The 16,347-nt window shown below is 64.0% G+C and carries 25 protein-coding genes; 8 read left to right on the plus strand and 17 right to left on the minus strand.

Annotation, left to right across the window (positions count from 1 at the left end):
• Positions 1-118 precede the first annotated feature (118 nt).
• Entirely contained in the window at positions 119-799 is a 681-nt protein-coding gene (locus tag HU230_RS00070; RefSeq protein WP_021081815.1) for a ParA family protein, read from the plus strand.
• 121 nt (positions 800-920) lie between these two features.
• On the opposite strand, the gene HU230_RS00075 is transcribed toward HU230_RS00070, so the two are convergent.
• Positions 921-1,064: a hypothetical protein gene (locus HU230_RS00075; protein WP_173640864.1), complete on the minus strand. Its 144-nt coding sequence runs from the start codon at positions 1,062-1,064 to the stop codon at positions 921-923.
• Positions 1,065-1,219: 155 nt separating this feature from the next.
• Positions 1,220-1,516 carry a DUF4282 domain-containing protein gene (locus HU230_RS00080; RefSeq protein ID WP_092126096.1) on the minus strand — a complete coding sequence of 99 codons (297 nt, stop codon included), beginning with the start codon at positions 1,514-1,516 and terminating at the stop codon, positions 1,220-1,222.
• Between the two features lie 314 nt (positions 1,517-1,830).
• On the opposite strand from HU230_RS00080, the gene HU230_RS00085 reads away from it, so the two are divergent.
• The 3 genes from HU230_RS00085 (at position 1,831) to HU230_RS00095 (ending at position 3,107) form a co-directional block, all read left to right on the plus strand.
• Entirely contained in the window at positions 1,831-2,289 is a 459-nt protein-coding gene (locus HU230_RS00085) for a MaoC family dehydratase (RefSeq protein WP_173640865.1), read from the plus strand.
• A gap of 8 nt (positions 2,290-2,297) precedes the next feature.
• Positions 2,298-2,780 (plus strand): MaoC family dehydratase, encoded by a 483-nt coding sequence (locus tag HU230_RS00090; protein WP_176533509.1) that lies wholly within the window; start codon positions 2,298-2,300, stop codon positions 2,778-2,780.
• Between the two features lie 183 nt (positions 2,781-2,963).
• Positions 2,964-3,107, plus strand: coding sequence for a hypothetical protein (locus HU230_RS00095; protein ID WP_016841369.1), 144 nt, complete (start codon positions 2,964-2,966; stop codon positions 3,105-3,107).
• Positions 3,108-3,214: 107 nt separating this feature from the next.
• Here HU230_RS00095 and HU230_RS00100 read toward each other — a convergent pair whose 3' ends face one another.
• The 6 genes from HU230_RS00100 to HU230_RS00125 form a co-directional block, all read right to left on the minus strand.
• A complete protein-coding gene (locus HU230_RS00100; protein WP_171947762.1) occupies positions 3,215-3,355 on the minus strand; it encodes a hypothetical protein in 141 nt (46 codons plus the stop codon).
• A gap of 228 nt (positions 3,356-3,583) precedes the next feature.
• The gene (locus HU230_RS00105) at positions 3,584-4,003 is read right to left on the minus strand and encodes a hypothetical protein (RefSeq protein ID WP_092117486.1); all 420 of its coding nucleotides are present in this window, start codon (positions 4,001-4,003) and stop codon (positions 3,584-3,586) included.
• Positions 4,004-4,157: 154 nt separating this feature from the next.
• Positions 4,158-5,135 (minus strand): hypothetical protein, encoded by a 978-nt coding sequence (locus HU230_RS00110; RefSeq protein ID WP_176533508.1) that lies wholly within the window; start codon positions 5,133-5,135, stop codon positions 4,158-4,160.
• A 244-nt stretch (positions 5,136-5,379) separates the two neighbouring features.
• A complete protein-coding gene (locus HU230_RS00115) occupies positions 5,380-5,814 on the minus strand; it encodes a nuclear transport factor 2 family protein (protein WP_171947760.1) in 435 nt (144 codons plus the stop codon).
• 194 nt (positions 5,815-6,008) lie between these two features.
• Positions 6,009-6,269: a hypothetical protein gene (locus HU230_RS00120; protein ID WP_097673103.1), complete on the minus strand. Its 261-nt coding sequence runs from the start codon at positions 6,267-6,269 to the stop codon at positions 6,009-6,011.
• A 127-nt stretch (positions 6,270-6,396) separates the two neighbouring features.
• Positions 6,397-6,840 carry a nuclear transport factor 2 family protein gene (locus HU230_RS00125; RefSeq protein ID WP_176533507.1) on the minus strand — a complete coding sequence of 148 codons (444 nt, stop codon included), beginning with the start codon at positions 6,838-6,840 and terminating at the stop codon, positions 6,397-6,399.
• Between the two features lie 353 nt (positions 6,841-7,193).
• On the opposite strand from HU230_RS00125, the gene HU230_RS00130 reads away from it, so the two are divergent.
• From HU230_RS00130 to HU230_RS00145, 4 genes are all read left to right on the plus strand, one after another.
• Positions 7,194-7,433 (plus strand): hypothetical protein, encoded by a 240-nt coding sequence (locus HU230_RS00130; RefSeq protein ID WP_176533506.1) that lies wholly within the window; start codon positions 7,194-7,196, stop codon positions 7,431-7,433.
• 81 nt (positions 7,434-7,514) lie between these two features.
• Complete coding sequence (locus tag HU230_RS00135; protein WP_224942770.1) at positions 7,515-7,706, plus strand: hypothetical protein; 192 nt, start codon at positions 7,515-7,517, stop codon at positions 7,704-7,706.
• 145 nt (positions 7,707-7,851) lie between these two features.
• Positions 7,852-8,238: a hypothetical protein gene (locus HU230_RS00140; RefSeq protein ID WP_176533504.1), complete on the plus strand. Its 387-nt coding sequence runs from the start codon at positions 7,852-7,854 to the stop codon at positions 8,236-8,238.
• 45 nt (positions 8,239-8,283) lie between these two features.
• The gene (locus tag HU230_RS00145) at positions 8,284-8,787 is read left to right on the plus strand and encodes a GNAT family N-acetyltransferase (RefSeq protein ID WP_176533503.1); all 504 of its coding nucleotides are present in this window, start codon (positions 8,284-8,286) and stop codon (positions 8,785-8,787) included.
• 44 nt (positions 8,788-8,831) lie between these two features.
• On the opposite strand, the gene HU230_RS00150 is transcribed toward HU230_RS00145, so the two are convergent.
• The 9 genes from HU230_RS00150 to HU230_RS00190 form a co-directional block, all read right to left on the minus strand.
• Positions 8,832-9,113 carry a hypothetical protein gene (locus HU230_RS00150; protein ID WP_176533502.1) on the minus strand — a complete coding sequence of 94 codons (282 nt, stop codon included), beginning with the start codon at positions 9,111-9,113 and terminating at the stop codon, positions 8,832-8,834.
• Positions 9,114-9,122: 9 nt separating this feature from the next.
• A complete protein-coding gene (locus HU230_RS00155) occupies positions 9,123-9,890 on the minus strand; it encodes a DpnI domain-containing protein (protein WP_176533501.1) in 768 nt (255 codons plus the stop codon).
• Entirely contained in the window at positions 9,887-10,594 is a 708-nt protein-coding gene (locus HU230_RS00160) for a hypothetical protein (RefSeq protein WP_176533500.1), read from the minus strand. The genes HU230_RS00155 and HU230_RS00160 overlap by 4 nt, the downstream gene beginning before the upstream one ends.
• 38 nt (positions 10,595-10,632) lie before the next feature.
• Positions 10,633-13,545 (minus strand): excinuclease ABC subunit UvrB, encoded by a 2,913-nt coding sequence (uvrB, locus tag HU230_RS00165; RefSeq protein ID WP_176533499.1) that lies wholly within the window; start codon positions 13,543-13,545, stop codon positions 10,633-10,635.
• A gap of 112 nt (positions 13,546-13,657) precedes the next feature.
• Positions 13,658-13,864 (minus strand): hypothetical protein, encoded by a 207-nt coding sequence (locus HU230_RS00170; RefSeq protein WP_420831769.1) that lies wholly within the window; start codon positions 13,862-13,864, stop codon positions 13,658-13,660.
• On the minus strand, positions 13,861-14,085 hold the full coding sequence (locus HU230_RS00175; protein WP_176533498.1) for a hypothetical protein: 225 nt from the start codon (positions 14,083-14,085) through the stop codon (positions 13,861-13,863). The genes HU230_RS00170 and HU230_RS00175 overlap by 4 nt, the downstream gene beginning before the upstream one ends.
• A 152-nt stretch (positions 14,086-14,237) precedes the next feature.
• The gene (locus HU230_RS00180) at positions 14,238-14,453 is read right to left on the minus strand and encodes a hypothetical protein (protein ID WP_224942772.1); all 216 of its coding nucleotides are present in this window, start codon (positions 14,451-14,453) and stop codon (positions 14,238-14,240) included.
• A complete protein-coding gene (locus HU230_RS00185) occupies positions 14,450-15,448 on the minus strand; it encodes an NAD(P)-binding domain-containing protein (protein WP_224942774.1) in 999 nt (332 codons plus the stop codon). Before HU230_RS00185 ends, HU230_RS00180 begins: the two co-directional genes overlap by 4 nt.
• Positions 15,441-16,343 (minus strand): LysR substrate-binding domain-containing protein, encoded by a 903-nt coding sequence (locus HU230_RS00190; RefSeq protein WP_176533497.1) that lies wholly within the window; start codon positions 16,341-16,343, stop codon positions 15,441-15,443. Before HU230_RS00190 ends, HU230_RS00185 begins: the two co-directional genes overlap by 8 nt.
• Positions 16,344-16,347: the final 4 nt, after the last annotated feature.

Raw genomic sequence — 16,347 nt, forward strand, 5'->3', positions numbered from 1 at the left:
CAAAAAGCAGAATGCACCGGTAATCTTGGCCACTTTGCGGATTGCAAGAAGTTTCTTCTTTCGCGAATCAGCACGCTGATTCATTTTCGCCTCCTGGGGTCAATCTGGAGGCCAACGTATGAACGTGATTGTTTTCGCTTCGCGTAAGGGGGGCTCGGGGAAAAGTACCCTGGCTGCTCACCTCGCCGCGCAAGTGCACAAGGCAACGAAGCCCTGTCTGCTGATCGACGCCGATCCGCAGGGCTCGCTGACGCTCTGGCATAAATTGCGCGGCACCAACGAGCCGGCGATCAAGACGGCGGTGAACTCGGTCAGCGGGATCATTGCTCAAGCCAAGCGCGACGGCATCGAGTGGGTGTTCATCGACACGCCGCCGAATTTGTCGGCTGTGGTCGACGACTCGATCAAGAACGCCACGATGGTGATCATTCCGGCGCGGCCCGGCGTGTTCGACGTCAACGCGGTGCAGGAAACGATTCAGACCTGCCGCTCGATGCGCAAGCCCTACGCCGTCGTGATCAACGGCGCGCCTGCGCAGCGTGATGGTGCCGAAAGCCGCATCGTCGCGATCGCGCGTGAGGCGCTGGCGAAATTCCGCGCACCGGTGTGGAGCGGCCAGATCACCAACCGCGCCGACCTTCTGATGGCGCTCGGCCAGGGTGAAGGCGCGCGCGAATATTATGCGGAAGGCCGCGCCGCAGCCGAGATCAATCGGCTGTGGGCCGCGATCGAACGCTCGATCAAGGCAATTCGCGGCACGGCGTCGGCGTCCGGCGCGATGCACAAGCAGGCGGCGTAACAACGCCGCTTTGGTTCGAACTGGAAAGAAACGCGCGGCAGTCGCGCGTTTTTTGCGTGCTGATGCGACGAGGCAATCGCAGATTGCCTCGCTGACTTTGGCGATCACGCGATGGATGGCGTTACGCCACCATCAGCAGATAAAAAACGATCACCGGCGCCAGGGTCAGGATCACCGACCAGATGCCGACAGCCCATAGAATATCCTCGGTCGTAAAGCCCGGCTGACCCGGCCTCACGGCAATAAAACCATTCCTCGAATTCACGACGCCCCCGCGTTAGTCTCAAGCGCAATGCGGAGACTGATACGCGAGCGGTTTTAAGATCCCGCTCGGAATTTCGCGGGCATTTGCGCGCGGGTGCTACTTCGGATTAACCACAGCCCGGGCGGCTGGCCGCATCCGGCGGGCGGCCCAAAGCCTCAGTGCATGCCTCCATCCCGATCGCGGATCGCGCCGAGATGCTCGTTGATCCGGAACACGATCAGTATGAACTCGGCGGCGATGCGCGACAACACGATGCCGACGAAGATGCTGGCGATCGACGCGAGCAACTGGATGAAGCCGACGAACGGGCTGATCGCCATCGCGGTGAGGCTCCACAGGATGCCGGAGATCCCGAACAGCACGATGACCGCGATCACCAGCCAGTAGAACGTCTTGATGATCGTGGGCGTGATGAAGCGGTCCCACTGAAACAGATCCTGGAAATCGAACATCATGGTTCTCCCGGCCAGCCGAAATATGATTCGCGTCTCGTTCATCCTACTGCGTCACCCCCGGCGTGATCACTTCGTCCCGGCAGCCCGCGCAGCAGGCTCCGTCAGGACGAGGCGTCTCGCCGGGCCAATGGTTCGGGGCGGCGCCAAAGCGCCTCCGCACCCAGAGGGATCGATACCGCAGAAGCCCAATCAGTCTCGCCAAAGCCAGGCCCGGGCGCCGGCAGTCCAGGGGCGAGCTATGCGAGTGGGCTGGTTGTGATTGCTGCAAATAACGGCCACAATCGGGCTTCCCTCCAGCATATCCTCACCCAATGACCACGCTGACCTTCGAAGACTTCAAGCCCGGCCGTTTCGGCACGTTCGGCCCGCGCCATGTTTCGCGCGAGGAAATCCTGGCCTTTGCCGCCGAATTCGACCCGCAGCCGATGCATCTCGACGAGGAGGCGGCGAAGAAATCCATGCTCCGCGGCCTGTCGGGCTCGGGCTGGCATCTCGGGTCGCTGATGATGCGGATGCTGTTCGACGGCTTCATCGGCCGCACCGCCTCGCTGGGCGCGCCCGGGGTCAACGAGATGCGCTGGGTGGCGCCGCTGCGTCCGGGCGACGATTTGACGCTGGATGTCGATGTCATTGAAGCGAGGGTCTCGAAGAGCAGGCCCGAGACCGGCATCGTCACCTTCAAGAGCACGATCCGCAACGCGCGCGGCGAGATGCTGTGCGAGATGGAGGCGCCGATCATGATCAGCCGCCGTGACGCTGCGAGCGCATAGGAGACATCATGCGCTTTTTTGAAGACATCGAGATCGGCGCACGGCGCGAGTTCGGCTCATTCACCTTTACCGCCGAGGACATCAAGCGGTTCGCCGCGCAGTTCGATCCGCAGCGCTTCCATCTCGACGAGGAGGCGGGGCGCAAGTCGCTGTTCGGCGGGCTCGCCGCGTCGGGCTGGCACGTTGCGAGCGTCTGCATGAAGCTGCTCGTCGCCGACGGCAAGCGGCTCGCCGCGGAAGCCGCCGCCCGCGGCGAGACGGTCGCGGTCTGGGGACCCTCGCCGGGCTTCCGTGAGCTGCGCTGGATCCGCCCGGTGCTGGCCGGCGACACCATCAGCTTCACCAACCAGATCGAGACCAAGCGCACGTCCGAGAAGCGGCCGGAATGGGGCATCCTTCAGGCGCGCAACACCGGCGTCAATCAGCGCAATGAGGTGGTGTTCTCGTTCCTCGCGACCGCCTTCGTGCCGCGCCGGAATCCGGGTTCCTGATGTTGCCCCAGCGCCTCTGATGTTGCACGGACGCCATGGTCGGCAGCTACTTCTGCTGCCGACGTAGTTGTGCGTTGCGTGGAACTCATTTTTTGCTAACGCATTTTGAACCTTTGTCCCTGCCTTATGGCCGGGGGTACGAGCACTTGGGCCGAACACCTGGGCCAACACTTGGGGACGACTATGGCAGATCGCAGCGCGCTGAAACTCGTCGGCATTATCTTTGCGACGGTGACGGTTGTCGTGATGCTGGCCACGGGAATGGTCGTGAAGGGCTTTGCCGACGGCAACTATTCCTTCGAGACCACCGCGAGCATCGATCGCTGATCGACCGTCTGTAACCCTCGGCGCTCGAGCGAGCGCCGTGGCGCGCATTCGCGCTTTTCAATGTGACCCGTCGGCAGGCTGCGTCACACTTCTCCCGATCCCGATACTTAACGATTCCAGATCAGCACCATCACGACGGTCGCGGCTGCGAGGATGCCGAGGAACCGGATCATGATCGTGCCGATGCCTTGCTGCGGCCGGCGCAGCGGAATCGGATCAGCGGCGTTATCCGGCCGGACGCTCTGCATGAATTCTCTCCAAATGGACGTCCCGCAAAGGCGCGGTCCGGACGCGAATTCCGGGTTGGACGCGGGCTCGGCATCTCAAGTTCAAATCGGCTTCTGCAAGAATTGACGCCGCGGAGTTTACACCGCGCTGAATAACGAATCGTTCTGCGCTGAATCGGCCCACGCAAAACGAAGCCGCCGCCCCCTGGTCGGGAGGCGGCGGCCATCAGTCTGGAAAACTGATCGGGATCAGCTGTTGCGCAGGCCGTCGGCGGCGCGCTTCCACTGCGAGACGTTGTCGGCGATCATACGCGTCGACTTCATCGCGGCCTGGCTGAGCTGGGCATAGCCGGAGATCTCGCGCTGGACGCGCTGGCCCTCGGCATGCAGCAGGTCGCGCAGGCTCTCGAGCTCGCCGATCAGCTTCTCGATCTCGGCGAGCGAGGTGCCGGCGACGCGCTGGATCAGCGAGTTGACGTTGCTGACGGTGGCATCGGTATTGGTGTCGGTCGGCGCAGTCTCCGGGCTCGCCACCGGCCGGCGCAGATAGGCGATGTCGTTGCGCACGAAGTCGCGGATGCCGGCTTCGACTTCCGAGACCGCAGCAAGGTTGGAATCGACCTCGGAAGTCGTTTCAGCGGCTTCCTCGGTACGGTTGGTGGCGTTCATCGGCTTTCCCCTGGTTCGCAATAGCGAAGCGCGGCTTGTCCCCCGCACGACGAATTGATGAAGTTACGGACCTATCAGTGCCGCCGAATTTGACCGCATCTGGGCCAAGTTGGGGCAATGCCTGATCATTAGCGCGACAGGGCTAACAGATCGTTCACCATGAGCGCTTGTAGCCGGCGCCGATGCTCTTGTTGATCGTGCCCTGGGGGGTCTCGCCGACCGAGCCGGAGACGGTGACGCCGTCGAACAGCTTCTGCTCGGCGCCGACCCGGCGCAGCCATCTGTCCTCGGCGGTCGACAGCGTCTGGCCTGCGGTGATGCTGGTACCGGTGTCGGTAGCGGACAGGCGTGCCGACTGATCGGTATCGTAGCTGCGCGACGGGTGGCCGTCGACGCCGGGCACCGGCACCACGCCCTGCTGGATCAGGTTGTAGCCGCTCTGCAAGGTCAGCGAATACTGCTCCGACAGCGGCACCGATTTGCTGAGCGAGGTGCCGACCTTGCTCTGGTCGGCGCCCGGATCGACGCGCGCCTCGACCGAGGTCCTGTCCCAGATCGAAGCCACGCCACCCGTCGAGACCGAAGCCCAGGCCGAGCCGCCGGATTGCGGCAGGCTGCCGCCATTGGCGAGCCGCTCCGACAATTGCTCCGACGTCGTCATCGTGCCCTGTTTGGCGACCGTCATGTCGGCGCCGATGCGGGTGTCGAGGAACGGCGAGACCGACTGCTTGACCGACACCGCCGACGAGCCGTTGGCGTTGTTGTTGGTCGACCAGGACGGATCGTTGCCGGCGATGCTGCTGGGTTTGGCCGCACTCTTCGGCGCCAGCGTGGGCAGGCTGGTGGAGTCGGTGTCGAGCTGGCTCCAGTCGAGCTTGCTCTGGTCGATGTCCTTCAGGATGTCGGCGTCATTGGCATCGGCCGCCGGCGGCGCCTCATCGGCCGTAGCCTCTGCATCGTCAGCGGGGGTGCCTTTCACGCTGTCTTGCGCGCTGTCTTTCGCGATGTCCTGGGCGGCGGGAGCGATCGCCCAGGGCGAGGTCTGCGCCGTGGCCGAAAACGCTATCGCCACGCTGAAGCCGGCCGCCAGCACCGGCAGCCTCGTCCAGCCAAATCGTGATGTAGAAGTCATTCCCAGCCCGCAAATTCCAGCGCCGCAACATGCGGTTTTCTTGGCGCAAAATTGTGGCAACGGCGCTGCGAAGGCAACTGATCAACGCGTGATCGTCATGTCCGGGACAAACGCTAAGCGCGTTGGCGCATCGCGCCGCCCGGGCGCGGCCGTTCGGGGCTGGTAAAACAGGCCGCAGCTACCGGGGCGCCTTGACGCGAAGGCGCGGCCCCGGACATGACGAAGGCGTGAAATCGTGGCGCTGTCAGACCGCGATGCGCGGCAGATGGATCGGGTAACCGACGGTCTGCTCGACCAGGTCGAAACTGTCGACCAGCACGCGGAAGCTCGTGAGCTTGCCGGCCTTGAACTGCGCGAAATGCGCGATCCTGAGCGAGATCGGCTTGTTGGAGTCCAATGCCGTCAGCGAATAGCGCAGCATCGAGGCCGCGGAATCCGCGCCCAGCATGATGGACTCCCGATCGAAGCGGTGAACCCTCAGGTTCTCGCCGATCTGCCTGATCACCTCGAGCACGGCGGCCTTGCCGCGGCGCGAGCCGAAAAAGGAAAACAGGTCGATCGGCCCGTAGATGGCCCATTCGACCTCGTCATCGAGCAGCGGCTCGATGTCTGCAAGCTGGCGTTCGTTGATCGCGCGATGCAACGCACGCGAAAAACGCCAGAGGCTGTGCTCTGTCATTTTGGTCTCGTCCTGAAACTGGATTTTCAAAGCAAACGAATGGCAGGCGGTCAGCGTCGACGCCCTGCCAGGTTGCTGCACGTCACTATTACGATTACGGCCTCAAATAGGGCGGAACGGCCAAAACGCAAATGACTTTTTTGCAATGCACAATTGCGCCGGTCTTGACCGGAATGTGACCGCCCGCCCGCAATTCAACGGTCGCGCTGCCGCAGCGGCTGCCGCTCGATCACGATCTCGGCGTCGCGGATCGCCACCACCGCGAACAGCAGCGCACCGCCGATACCGCCGATCGCGGCGCCGAGCGGCATGAAGGTGAAAAACACCAGCGTTCCGCTGTCGAGACCTGAGGTTTTGGCCAGCCCGATCCAGGTGAGTCCGGCTCCGATGCCGAGAGCGGCGCCGCCAAGGGCGCCCAGTGCAAGGCCAAGCACAGCGAGCAATGCGACTTTCATGGTGATTTCAGCCCCGACCGCAACAAGCCCAGTGATAGGTCAGCGCCGGGCCTTCGAGGTTCAACGCTGGCGGGGACGAATTTGTCGGGCGGGAACGCCGGCGTGGGTTGCCCGGGTTTTCGGGGTGTTAGCCCGCGTTTTGCCCGATCAACGCCGCTGCGACATCACGCTCCAGCACCTGCTGGACGAGGTCGAATGTGTCGATGATCTCGCGGATCTCGGTGATCTTGCCGTCGCGCAGGGTGTAGAACACCGCGACGTCGAACTGCACCACGCGGGCGTTGTTGCGCTTGCGGAAGAACACCCGCAGCTGCGCCGCGACCTTGTCGCCTTCGGCCACCACCAGCGGCGCCTCGTAGCGCATATCGGAATAGCGCTCGTGGATCGTGGTCCACATCTGGCGCAGCGCGGCCTTGCCGCGGTGCTGGCCCAAATGCGGAAGAATGTCGATCGGGGCGTTGGCGAGAAACGCGACGTCGTCGCTGCAGCGCTCGAGCGCGCCCTCGATGCCGCCGGCATAATAGACGTCGAGGAAGTTCAAGACGCGCTGCCGGTTCAAATCCTCGCCCATGTTCGACTCCGCCGGTTCAGTCCGACTCGCCTTCGACTGGCCCTGGCCCGCATTGTGAACCGAAGCGTTCCACTCTCAAACATATGTTTTGACGCACGAGACGCGATTAGGTTCGGCAACCGGAACGTGCATTGCGGCACAACATGCATGCGGTTGCGCCGGGGTGCCATCCGACATGGCAGGACTGAATTGATGAAACTGAACTGATCGCGTCTCGACGACGTGAAGGGTGCGGGGGCAGGTGGCCGCGAATTCGTGAGAACTCCCCCGGCGTTTCACGTTGGCCCTGACGCGGCGGGAACCGGCGGGGCCGCTCAGCCGTTGATCCCAGAGAATTCCATTGGAGCCGCATCATGAAATCCTTTCTTCTCGCGTCCGCCATTGCCGTCAGTGCGCTTGCCGTAACCTCGCCCGCCGACGCCAAGGGCTGCATCAAGGGTGCGGTCGTCGGCGGTGTCGCCGGTCATTATGCCGGCCATCACGGCATGCTCGGCGCTGCCGCCGGATGCCTCTACGGCCGCCATCACGCCAAGGAGCAGGAACGTCAGCGCCAACAGCAGCAGGCGCAGCCCTCGCAGCAGGAGAAGCTGTAAGGCCCGACCAGTTGTAAAGTCTCATTTCCGGGAACGCCGCCCGCACGGGCGGCGTTGTCTCGTTGCGTACCGGAGACGATGATGACGAAGCCACTGAACAAGACCATCCAGCCCGTTCCCGAGGACAACAAGAGCCACAAGGGCCCCGGCAGCGCCCCCGACGTTCCCCTCGACACCACCAAGGGCCATCGTGACGACGAGAAGCACAACATCCGCGAGCAGGCCGCGCACGGCAATCTGATTCAGAACACCAGCAACAGGCGGTCCGGGTAGGGCGCGAGGCGGCGCGGCATATTCCGCCGTCGTCCCGGCGAACGCCGGGACGACGCGGGTCGGCGTGACCTGCGTCACGCCGCAGGCGCAGGCGCGCGGCTAGCGTGGCGGCATCTGATCACCCGATTGAGAAGGGATCGCCGCCATGAATGCCATCGCTGCACCGAAATCTTCCGCGCAGAATCGGCTCGAAGGCTTTGCGCTCACCGCCATCCTCCAGGGGCTGCCGACCTTCGCCGCCGCCGTGCTGGTGCTGAAGATCCTCGGTGCCCGTGAGATCGTCGGCGAACGCTATGGCGCCGCGATCTTTGTCGTGCTGGCCTCGCTGGTCTCTGCCGCGATCTCGCCGTTGCTTGCGGCAAAGTTTCCAAAGCGGTTCGCGCACGCCTACGCGCCGATGTTCTTCGACGCCAGCCTGTCGTTGTCCGAGAAGATCGCGCAGTGGCGCGCGCAGCCCAGCGTCTCGCGGCAACTTGTGACGACGATGATCATGATGTCGCTGCTGGCGGTCGCGGTGGTCAGCGTGCGGTGATGCGCCGCCTTGCGGCGCTCCTCCGATCAGCCTTAACCTGCCGGAATGCAGATCAGAGATGAACGTGACGAAGAAGACGCCGCGGCGATCAGCCGCGTCACGGCCGCCGCATTCGCGAACGCACCTCACAGCAGCGGCACCGAAGCCCGCATCGTCGCGGCGCTGCGCCAAGCCGGCGCGCTGACGATCTCGCTGGCGGCTGTATCCGATGATGGCAGCATCGTCGGCCACGTCGCCTTCTCACCGGTGCAGATCGATCGCACCGCCGGGCGCTGGTACGGCCTGGGTCCGATCTCGGTCGTACCGGAGATGCAACGCCAGGGCATCGGCCGCGCGTTGATCCGCGAGGACCTGGCGCGCCTTGCAGCAATCAACGCCAGCGGCTGCGTCCTGCTCGGCGACCCCGCCTATTACAGCCGCTTCGGCTTCGTCAGCGATCCCGCGCTGACCTATGCCGGCGAGCCGAGCCCGTACTTCCAGCGGCTCTTGCTGAGGGGCGATCCGCCGAACGGGGATGTCAGCTATCATAGAGCATTCGACGTCAGATGATCGGTTAAGCAAGGTCCGACGCGTTCGACGATGCCGCTTGAAAGCTAGTCCTGCTCAGTAGAGGCCAGAAACTCCTCCGCCTGTGCGCGCGTGGGAAAGCGTCCGATTTCTTCATAATCGGGATCATGCTCCGCCGTATCGGGTGAACGCATCACGACGAATTCGCTGCCTTCCTCTTCGATGAGCTCGGTCAGGTCTTCACTCCTGATCGGCGTCATGTCGCGTGCGCCGCAATGAGGGCATTCGTCGTCACATGTGCACGACCATTCATCGGTCCATCGACGTCGGCAACGATCACACTTGTAGAAATTGAGAAACCAGGCCATGTCGACTCCTCAGGATTTAAAGCGATAATTTCCTCGCGTCAGAAATTCGATAAACCCTTGGTCACGCAAGAATTGAAGCTGCTGGCGTATCTTCGGCCGGACGTTTTGATTGCCTGGATACAGATCGCCAAGATGGCGCTCAAAGGCATAGACTTCGCCAAGGGCAAAGTCGCGCTTGCCCAGCGATTCAACGCATTTCATCACGTCGAGTAGCCAGCCCCGCGACTCCAGCGATTGATCTCTGAGAAAGAGCGTCTTCTGCCATTCCGCAAGAACAAGCTCCTTGTCGCGAATGATGCCGTTCTGGACGATGCGGATTTTCCCCGACTCCGGGACCTTCCCGAGCAGGATATTGGACCCGACCCACCCAGCGCGCCGGGCTGTCGCAGCCAGCGGCTTCCGCTCCTCGATGATGTCGCGGACGAAGAAGTGCTTCGGGACAATCAGCAAATTGACGACCGCAAACGTCTTCAGATCGTAGTTCATCAGTAGAAGGTTGGGATTGTTGCTTGCGGCAAGGCGCTCGCATTTCGTCTTGTAGGCGCCATCAGCGACCTTCGGGCCGAACTTTCCTTTCTGGCTTTTGAGCTCGAACTCCTCGCTGCACGATCCGCACAGGAAGTCGGCCAGCGGGCTGTTGTTGGGAAATTGCGACATCTTCGCGCTGCCGCAATGGGGGCAATAGGCCCATGCCTTGACCCAGGCCTCCGTCCAGGCGCGGGCGCTCTGCGAGCCGCTGATGTAGGAGGTTTGCGATTCTTCGAAGCCGAGCTTCATCTCTTGGAGTTCTTCGGCTGCGTGGTCGCGCTGCTGCTTGTCTTCAAAGCCTTTCGAAGGCGTCTCCCGCGGCCCTTATAGAGCTGATCATTCTCAAACTCGCGCAGATATCTTACTAGCGATTCCGCTTTTCTAAGCTTAACCAGTATCTGCCCGTGCGCTTTCGACTCTTTTTCGGATAGCTCTGTGAGAGGCCATTTATAATGGATGAATGCGTTGCGAACTTCTGCGATTTCTTCAAGGGCTCGCAATTTCTCTTTTGAGAATGGCTTGTGACCAAGCAGTGTCATCACCCATGTGCACTTTGCTCGCATGTTTGTGTCACGAAGCACCTGCTTGATGGTTGCGGCGTTGATTTTTTTCGATTCGCAAATTTGGAAAATGAGCCAGTTCAGGCTATGCTCGAAATAAGTTGCGAAGTAGACCGCGCTTAGCTCGTTCTTTCCATTGCGCAATAGCCGACGAGCTTCCGGTAAAAGTTCGATGGCGTGGTCAATTGCGATGGAAACGTTGAGCGTCTTTTTTTTGATTGCTTCCCTCAAGAACAACGTAACGTCAGCCCTGATCTGATCGTTTGTCTTCCCTTCCGTTGAAACATCGCCGTCGCGAAGCAGGCGTAATGCAATCTGTGGAACCAGTACTTCGCCAAGCTCCTTCAATAATTCGTCTCTTTCGTGCAAAAACGTGTCGGTGGCCGTTGCCATATGACTGTCCGAGTATGAAATTTCTACGCGCTTGTTGTTTACCGCTTCTTCCACCCGCCCCGCTTGCCCGGCGCACCACCGCTGCTCCGCGGTGCCGGCCCGAACTCCGGCCCCGACTGCCGTGAGTCGGTCGGCTGGATGATCCGGCTCGTCGTGCCGAACGGCTTCGCCGGCAGCGCGCCGCCGGGGCGGAAGGGCAGCGATTCCGGGCCGTGCATCTCGTCGAGGTCGGGCTTGTGCACCCGTGAGCCGGACTTGCCGCCGCGGCTCGCCTTGAGCGAGGTCTGCGCGGTCTTGTTCTTCAGCGCGGCGACCGGCAGGTTGGCGGCGTCGCCGTATTTCCTGGTGCCGGCATAGGCGCCGGCCTGCTTTTGCACGTTGCGCTGCTTGGCAGTCGGATCGTCGACCACGGCCATCTCGGTGGCGCGCAGGCGCTTGACCTCATCGCGCAGCCGGGCGGCTTCCTCGAAGTTCAGATCGGCGGCGGCCTCGCGCATCCGCGTTTCGAGGTCGCCCAGCACGGCCTCGAAATTATGCCCGATCGAGATCACGTCGTCGGCCATGCCGCCGTCGCCGATCTCGACCAGCACATGGTCGCGCTCGTAGACGGAGTTGAGGATGTCGCCGATCGACTTCTTCACGCTCTCCGGCGTGATGCCATGTTCGGTATTGTACTCGACCTGTTTCTCGCGGCGGCGGTTGGTCTCGGCGATGGCGCGCTCCATCGAGCCGGTCATCTGATCGGCATAGAGGATCACCTTGCCGTCGACATTGCGCGCGGCACGGCCGATGGTCTGGATCAAGGACGTTTCGCTGCGCAAGAAGCCTTCCTTGTCGGCGTCGAGGATCGCGACCAGCGCGCATTCGGGAATGTCGAGGCCCTCGCGCAGCAGGTTGATGCCGACCAGCGCGTCGAACGCGCCGAGCCTGAGATCCCGGATGATCTCGATGCGCTCGATCGTGTCGATATCGCTGTGCATGTAGCGGACGCGGATGCCCTGCTCATGCAGATATTCCGTGAGGTCCTCCGCCATGCGCTTGGTCAGCACCGTGATCAGCGAGCGGTAGCCGGCCTGCGCGGTGGCGCGGACCTCGCCGACGAGGTCGTCGACCTGGGTGCGGGCGGGGCGAATATTGACAGGAGGATCGATCAGCCCGGTCGGGCGGATCACCTGCTCGACGAACACGCCGCCGGACTCGTTGATCTCCCAGCCGCTCGGCGTCGCCGACACCGCGACGGTCTGCGGCCGCATCATGTCCCATTCCTCGAAGCGGAGCGGGCGGTTGTCCATGCAGGAGGGCAGGCGGAAGCCGTATTCGGCCAATGTCGCCTTGCGGCGGAAGTCGCCGCGGAACATGCCGCCGATCTGCGGCACGGTGACGTGGCTTTCGTCGGCGAAGACAAGCGCGTTGTCGGGCACGTATTCGAACAGCGTCGGCGGCGGCTCGCCGGGGCGGCGCCCGGTGAGGTAGCGCGAATAGTTCTCGATGCCGGCGCAGCTTCCGGTCGCTTCCATCATCTCGAGATCGAAGGTGGTGCGCTGCTCCAGCCGCTGCGCCTCCAGCAGGCGGCCCTGGTCGTTGAGCTGGTCGAGCCGCATCTTCAACTCGCTCTTGATCGACTTGATCGCCTGCACCAGCGTCGGGCGCGGCGTCACATAGTGCGAATTGGCGTACATCTTGATGAATTCGAGCTCGTCCTGCTTGTGGCCGGTGAGCGGATCGAACTCCTCGATGGTCTCGATGGTGTCGCCGAACAGGTTCACGCGCCAGGCGCGGTCCTCGTAGTGCGCCGGGAAGATGTCGATGACGTCGCCGCGGACGCGGAAGGTGCCGCGGGTGAAGTCGGCCTGGGTGCGCTTGTATTGCAGCGCGACCAGGTCGGCGATCAGCTGCCGCTGGTCGATGCGCTCGCCCTTCTTCAGCGCGAAGGTCATCGCGGTGTAGGTCTCGACCGAGCCGATACCGTAGATGCAGGACACCGAGGCAACGATGATGACGTCGTCGCGCTCGAGCAGCGCGCGCGTCGCCGAATGGCGCATGCGGTCGATCTGCTCGTTGATCGAGGAATCCTTCTCGATGTAGGTGTCGGTGCGCGGGACGTAGGCTTCCGGCTGGTAGTAGTCGTAATAGCTGACGAAATACTCGACCGCGTTGTCGGGGAAGAAGCTCTTGAACTCGCCATAGAGCTGCGCGGCCAGCGTCTTGTTCGGCGCCAGGATCAGCGCCGGGCGCTGCGTCGCCTCGATCACCTTGGCCATGGTGTAGGTCTTGCCCGAGCCGGTGACGCCGAGCAGCACCTGGGTGCGGTCGTTGCGGTTGATGCCCTCGACCAGCTCCGCGATCGCGGTGGGCTGGTCGCCCTTCGGTTCGTAGGCGGACTTGATCTCGAACCGCACGCCGCCTTCGGATTTCTCCGGGCGCGGCGGCCGGTGCGGGGTCCACACCCGCATCGAGCCGTCATCCCTGCGAAATTCCGGGCGGCCGTCGCGGATCAGGTTCTCCAGCGCGTCGGCGGTCGCCTTGACGCCGAGCGCCTCCATCTTGCTGCGCGGCGGGCGGGCGAGCGCCTCGTCATCATCCTCGGCGGTCGGCAGGCCGAGCTGCCGCGCCAGTTCCGGATCAAGCGTCGGGATGGTGGCCGAGGTGCCGTAATTGGCCTGCGGGGCTTCCTCGAGGCCGGACGCGTCGCGCCGGGCGACGTCCTCGCTGGTCTCGCGCGTCGACGCCCGCGCGCGATGCGCGGCGGCCTCGCCGCCGGCGCGGCGGTCCCAGGAATTGTCCGGCGGCGGCTGCAGGCCGGTGCCCGAACCCATGCCAGCATCGCCGCGGTTGATCGCGGGATTGAGCAACTCAGCCAGCGCCGGTCCGATCGGTTGGACCTCGGGCCGGTGTGCCTTGGATTTGGGGGATTTGCCGGGCTTTTTCGGAGTGTTCGGTGTCTTCGCCATGCCGGGAATATGGGACGAGTCCGGCAGCGAGAAAAGGGCAATCGACCGCTGGATTGGCGCACAAGCTAGGCTGCTGACAGCAGGGTGTCAGCAGGCGGCGCCGTCGCGGCCGTCAGGCGCGCGGCAGGTCGACGATGTCGAGATGGATCCCGCCGCAGCCGTCGCAGCGCATGGTCCAGTATTCGGCGGCGCGGCCGGGAATCACGCGCAGCAGGGAGAGCCGGGCGGCGCATTCCGGGCAGCTGGTTCTGACCTGCGCCGGCCAGACCGGATCCGGCTCGCATTGCGGGACGACGGCGACCACGACGTTGCCGGTCACGCCGACGGCATTGTCATGCCATATCGTTGTGGGAACCGGTCGATAGTCCGCTTCGCGTCGTCGATCGCCGCATCCGGATCGGACCACGCAAAGCCGATGTCGAGCATCGGAAACGGCATGCCATCGATGACGACCGGCCTTTGATCGACCCGTTGAATCCTGGCGTGCCATTGCCCCTTCCCCATCTCGAACGACTTGATCTCAAAACCGCTGTAAATCATGGCGACCTCGGGATGCCCCTTCTCATAGGAAGCATGGGCGCGCGGCGCCCAATGTGAACCAGATCACAAGTCGCGCGGTTTATTTCCGACGGGCCAAGGAGTTCCAGCTTTTTGTTTTGACGCGGTTTCTTCAGGCGAACCGCATCAACGCGTTAGCCGCGGGCGGCGATATGATCGGCGAGCACGGCCGCGTCGTCGCCGACGCCCGACAGGAACGAGGATTTCATCTTCGACAGCCATTGCAGGCCGAGAAAATACAGGCCCGGCACGTCGGAGACGCCGTGGCGGTGTCGTGGCGCTCCATCGGCGTCCAGCGCCGGCATGTCGATCCAGCTCAGATCGAGCCCATAGCCGGTGGCCCAGATCACGCTGCTGATCCGCTCCGCGCGCAGGTCGATCGTGCGCAGCGGCGCAGTGAGGGCCGGCGGTTCGGGCAGGCGGACGCGCGCCAAGGGATCGTCGGGATGATCGAGGCCGCGGGCCGCGACGAAGTCGTCGACGATCCCGAGGAATGTCGTGTAGTAGGCGTCGCCATTGGCGATGTTGCCGGAGAGATCGGGCGCGATCTCGAGCACGCCGCCGCCACGCGGCCGAGCAGCGTCACGCCGTCGGCGGCGAAGCGGCGGAAATCGATGGTGTGGCCGCCATGGGCGCCCGAGATAACCGGCAGCAGGCGGGACGGGCCGCGCTGCTCGACCGGCGTCGCGTCGACGCCCATCTCGGCCAGCCACCAGAACAGGTCGCGGCCGCGATAGCGGCGCGGCAGGCGGTTGTGACGCCCGACCGAGAGGAAGACATGGCGCCCGGCGCGCACCAGCTCGTCGGTGATCTGCGCGCCCGAGGCGCCGGCACCGATCACCAGCACCGCCCCGTCAGGCAATTGCGCGGGATTCTTGTAACCGCTGGCGTGGACCTGAAACAGGCCGGGATGACCGTCCAGCACGTCGGGCCGCAGCGGCCGCTGATAGGGGCCGGTGGCAATGACGACGTTGCGGGCGGTTATGCTGCCGCCGGCAATCTCGGCAAGGAAGCCATCGGCGTCGCGGCGCAGCTTGGTGACCTCGACGCCGCAGCGGATCGGCGGCGCGACGAAGGCGGCGTAGTCCTCGATGAAGGCGATGATGGAGGCGGTGTCCGAGAAGCCGTCGGGATCGCTATGCGGAAACGCAAACTCCGGCAGCCGCACCGACCAGTTCGGAAACTGGAACATGAGGCCGTCCCAGCGTTCGCTGCGCCAGCGCTCGGCGATCCGCCGCCGCTCCAGCACCAGATGGGCGATGCCGCGCTGCTTCAGCCGATGGCTCATGGTGAGCCCGGCCTGGCCGCCGCCGATCACCAGCGTGTCGATCCTCTCGTCAGGCATTGCGTGCTCCCTTGCGGCGCGCGGCGGGTTCCGCGGCGGCACGGATGATCCAGCGCCGGAACGCGGCGAAATCGCGCTGCTCGGTATGGAAGCCGCGATAGACCAGATACCAGCGCATGCCCTTCGGTACGCTGAGCGCAAACGGCGCCACCAGCCGGCCGGCGGCGAGATCGTCATCGATATAGGGCCGGATGCCCATCGCGATCCCGAGCCCGTCGCTCGCTGCCTGCAGCGCCTGGCCGTAGAACTGGAATTCCGGCCCGCGCGCCGTCAGGCGCGGCACGCCCGCGGCCTTCAGCCAGGATGGCCAGTCGTCGGGCGAATGTGCGACGCGGATCAGGCTCGGCCCTTTCAGGTCGGCGGGACGCTTCAGGGTGTTGGCGAGCCGCGCCGTGCACACCGGCATCAGGTCGGCGGCGAACAGCGGCTCGGCGACCAGGCCGGGCCACTGGCCGTCGCCGAGCTGGATGCCGCAGCTCCAATCCTCGGCGAACGGCACCGCCATGCCGCCGGTCGTGATCCGCACCTCGATGTCGGGCTCCGCTTTGCGGAACTCGGTGAGGTGCGGGATCATCCATTTCATCGCAAATGTCGGGCCGACGCCGACCGTCAGCACGCGCGCGCTCGCGGAGGCCGTGACCTGGGCGGTGAGGCTCGCCAGCGCGTCGAAGATCGGCGTCAGGCCGCCCTGATAGGCGCGGCCCGCCTGGGTGGTGACCAGGCGGTTCGCCTTGCGCTCGAACAGGGCGACGCCGAGCCGCTCTTCCAGGAGATGCACCATCCGGCTGATCGCGGCGGCCGAGACGTTGAGCTCGCTGCCTGCGGCGGCGAAGCTGCCGGTCCGCGCCGCGGCCTCGAATGCCTTGATGCCGTTGAGAAAGAGCAGCCGCCGCATGAAC

This window comes from Bradyrhizobium quebecense, from assembly GCF_013373795.3.
GTDB lineage: Bacteria > Pseudomonadota > Alphaproteobacteria > Rhizobiales > Xanthobacteraceae > Bradyrhizobium > Bradyrhizobium quebecense.

Bases quoted from the DNA above. Each gene is read 5' to 3' on its own strand.
- HU230_RS00175 (WP_176533498.1), bottom strand. From the start codon at position 14,085: ATGATTTACAGCGGTTTTGAGATCAAGTCGTTCGAGATGGGGAAGGGG.
- HU230_RS00160 (WP_176533500.1), bottom strand. From the start codon at position 10,594: ATGGCAACGGCCACCGACACGTTTTTGCACGAAAGAGACGAATTATTG.
- HU230_RS00080 (WP_092126096.1), bottom strand. From the start codon at position 1,516: ATGTTCGATTTCCAGGATCTGTTTCAGTGGGACCGCTTCATCACGCCC.
- HU230_RS00190 (WP_176533497.1), bottom strand. From the start codon at position 16,343: ATGCGGCGGCTGCTCTTTCTCAACGGCATCAAGGCATTCGAGGCCGCG.
- HU230_RS00185 (WP_224942774.1), bottom strand. From the start codon at position 15,448: ATGCCTGACGAGAGGATCGACACGCTGGTGATCGGCGGCGGCCAGGCC.
- HU230_RS00150 (WP_176533502.1), bottom strand. From the start codon at position 9,113: ATGGCCTGGTTTCTCAATTTCTACAAGTGTGATCGTTGCCGACGTCGA.
- HU230_RS00095 (WP_016841369.1), top strand. From the start codon at position 2,964: ATGGCAGATCGCAGCGCGCTGAAACTCGTCGGCATTATCTTTGCGACG.
- HU230_RS00140 (WP_176533504.1), top strand. From the start codon at position 7,852: ATGAATGCCATCGCTGCACCGAAATCTTCCGCGCAGAATCGGCTCGAA.
- HU230_RS00115 (WP_171947760.1), bottom strand. From the start codon at position 5,814: ATGACAGAGCACAGCCTCTGGCGTTTTTCGCGTGCGTTGCATCGCGCG.
- HU230_RS00130 (WP_176533506.1), top strand. From the start codon at position 7,194: ATGAAATCCTTTCTTCTCGCGTCCGCCATTGCCGTCAGTGCGCTTGCC.
- HU230_RS00125 (WP_176533507.1), bottom strand. From the start codon at position 6,840: ATGGGCGAGGATTTGAACCGGCAGCGCGTCTTGAACTTCCTCGACGTC.
- HU230_RS00085 (WP_173640865.1), top strand. From the start codon at position 1,831: ATGACCACGCTGACCTTCGAAGACTTCAAGCCCGGCCGTTTCGGCACG.
- HU230_RS00090 (WP_176533509.1), top strand. From the start codon at position 2,298: ATGCGCTTTTTTGAAGACATCGAGATCGGCGCACGGCGCGAGTTCGGC.
- HU230_RS00145 (WP_176533503.1), top strand. From the start codon at position 8,284: ATGCAGATCAGAGATGAACGTGACGAAGAAGACGCCGCGGCGATCAGC.
- HU230_RS00105 (WP_092117486.1), bottom strand. From the start codon at position 4,003: ATGAACGCCACCAACCGTACCGAGGAAGCCGCTGAAACGACTTCCGAG.
- HU230_RS00135 (WP_224942770.1), top strand. From the start codon at position 7,515: ATGACGAAGCCACTGAACAAGACCATCCAGCCCGTTCCCGAGGACAAC.
- HU230_RS00100 (WP_171947762.1), bottom strand. From the start codon at position 3,355: ATGCAGAGCGTCCGGCCGGATAACGCCGCTGATCCGATTCCGCTGCGC.
- uvrB (WP_176533499.1), bottom strand. From the start codon at position 13,545: ATGGCGAAGACACCGAACACTCCGAAAAAGCCCGGCAAATCCCCCAAA.
- HU230_RS00110 (WP_176533508.1), bottom strand. From the start codon at position 5,135: ATGACTTCTACATCACGATTTGGCTGGACGAGGCTGCCGGTGCTGGCG.
- HU230_RS00070 (WP_021081815.1), top strand. From the start codon at position 119: ATGAACGTGATTGTTTTCGCTTCGCGTAAGGGGGGCTCGGGGAAAAGT.
- HU230_RS00155 (WP_176533501.1), bottom strand. From the start codon at position 9,890: ATGAAGCTCGGCTTCGAAGAATCGCAAACCTCCTACATCAGCGGCTCG.
- HU230_RS00120 (WP_097673103.1), bottom strand. From the start codon at position 6,269: ATGAAAGTCGCATTGCTCGCTGTGCTTGGCCTTGCACTGGGCGCCCTT.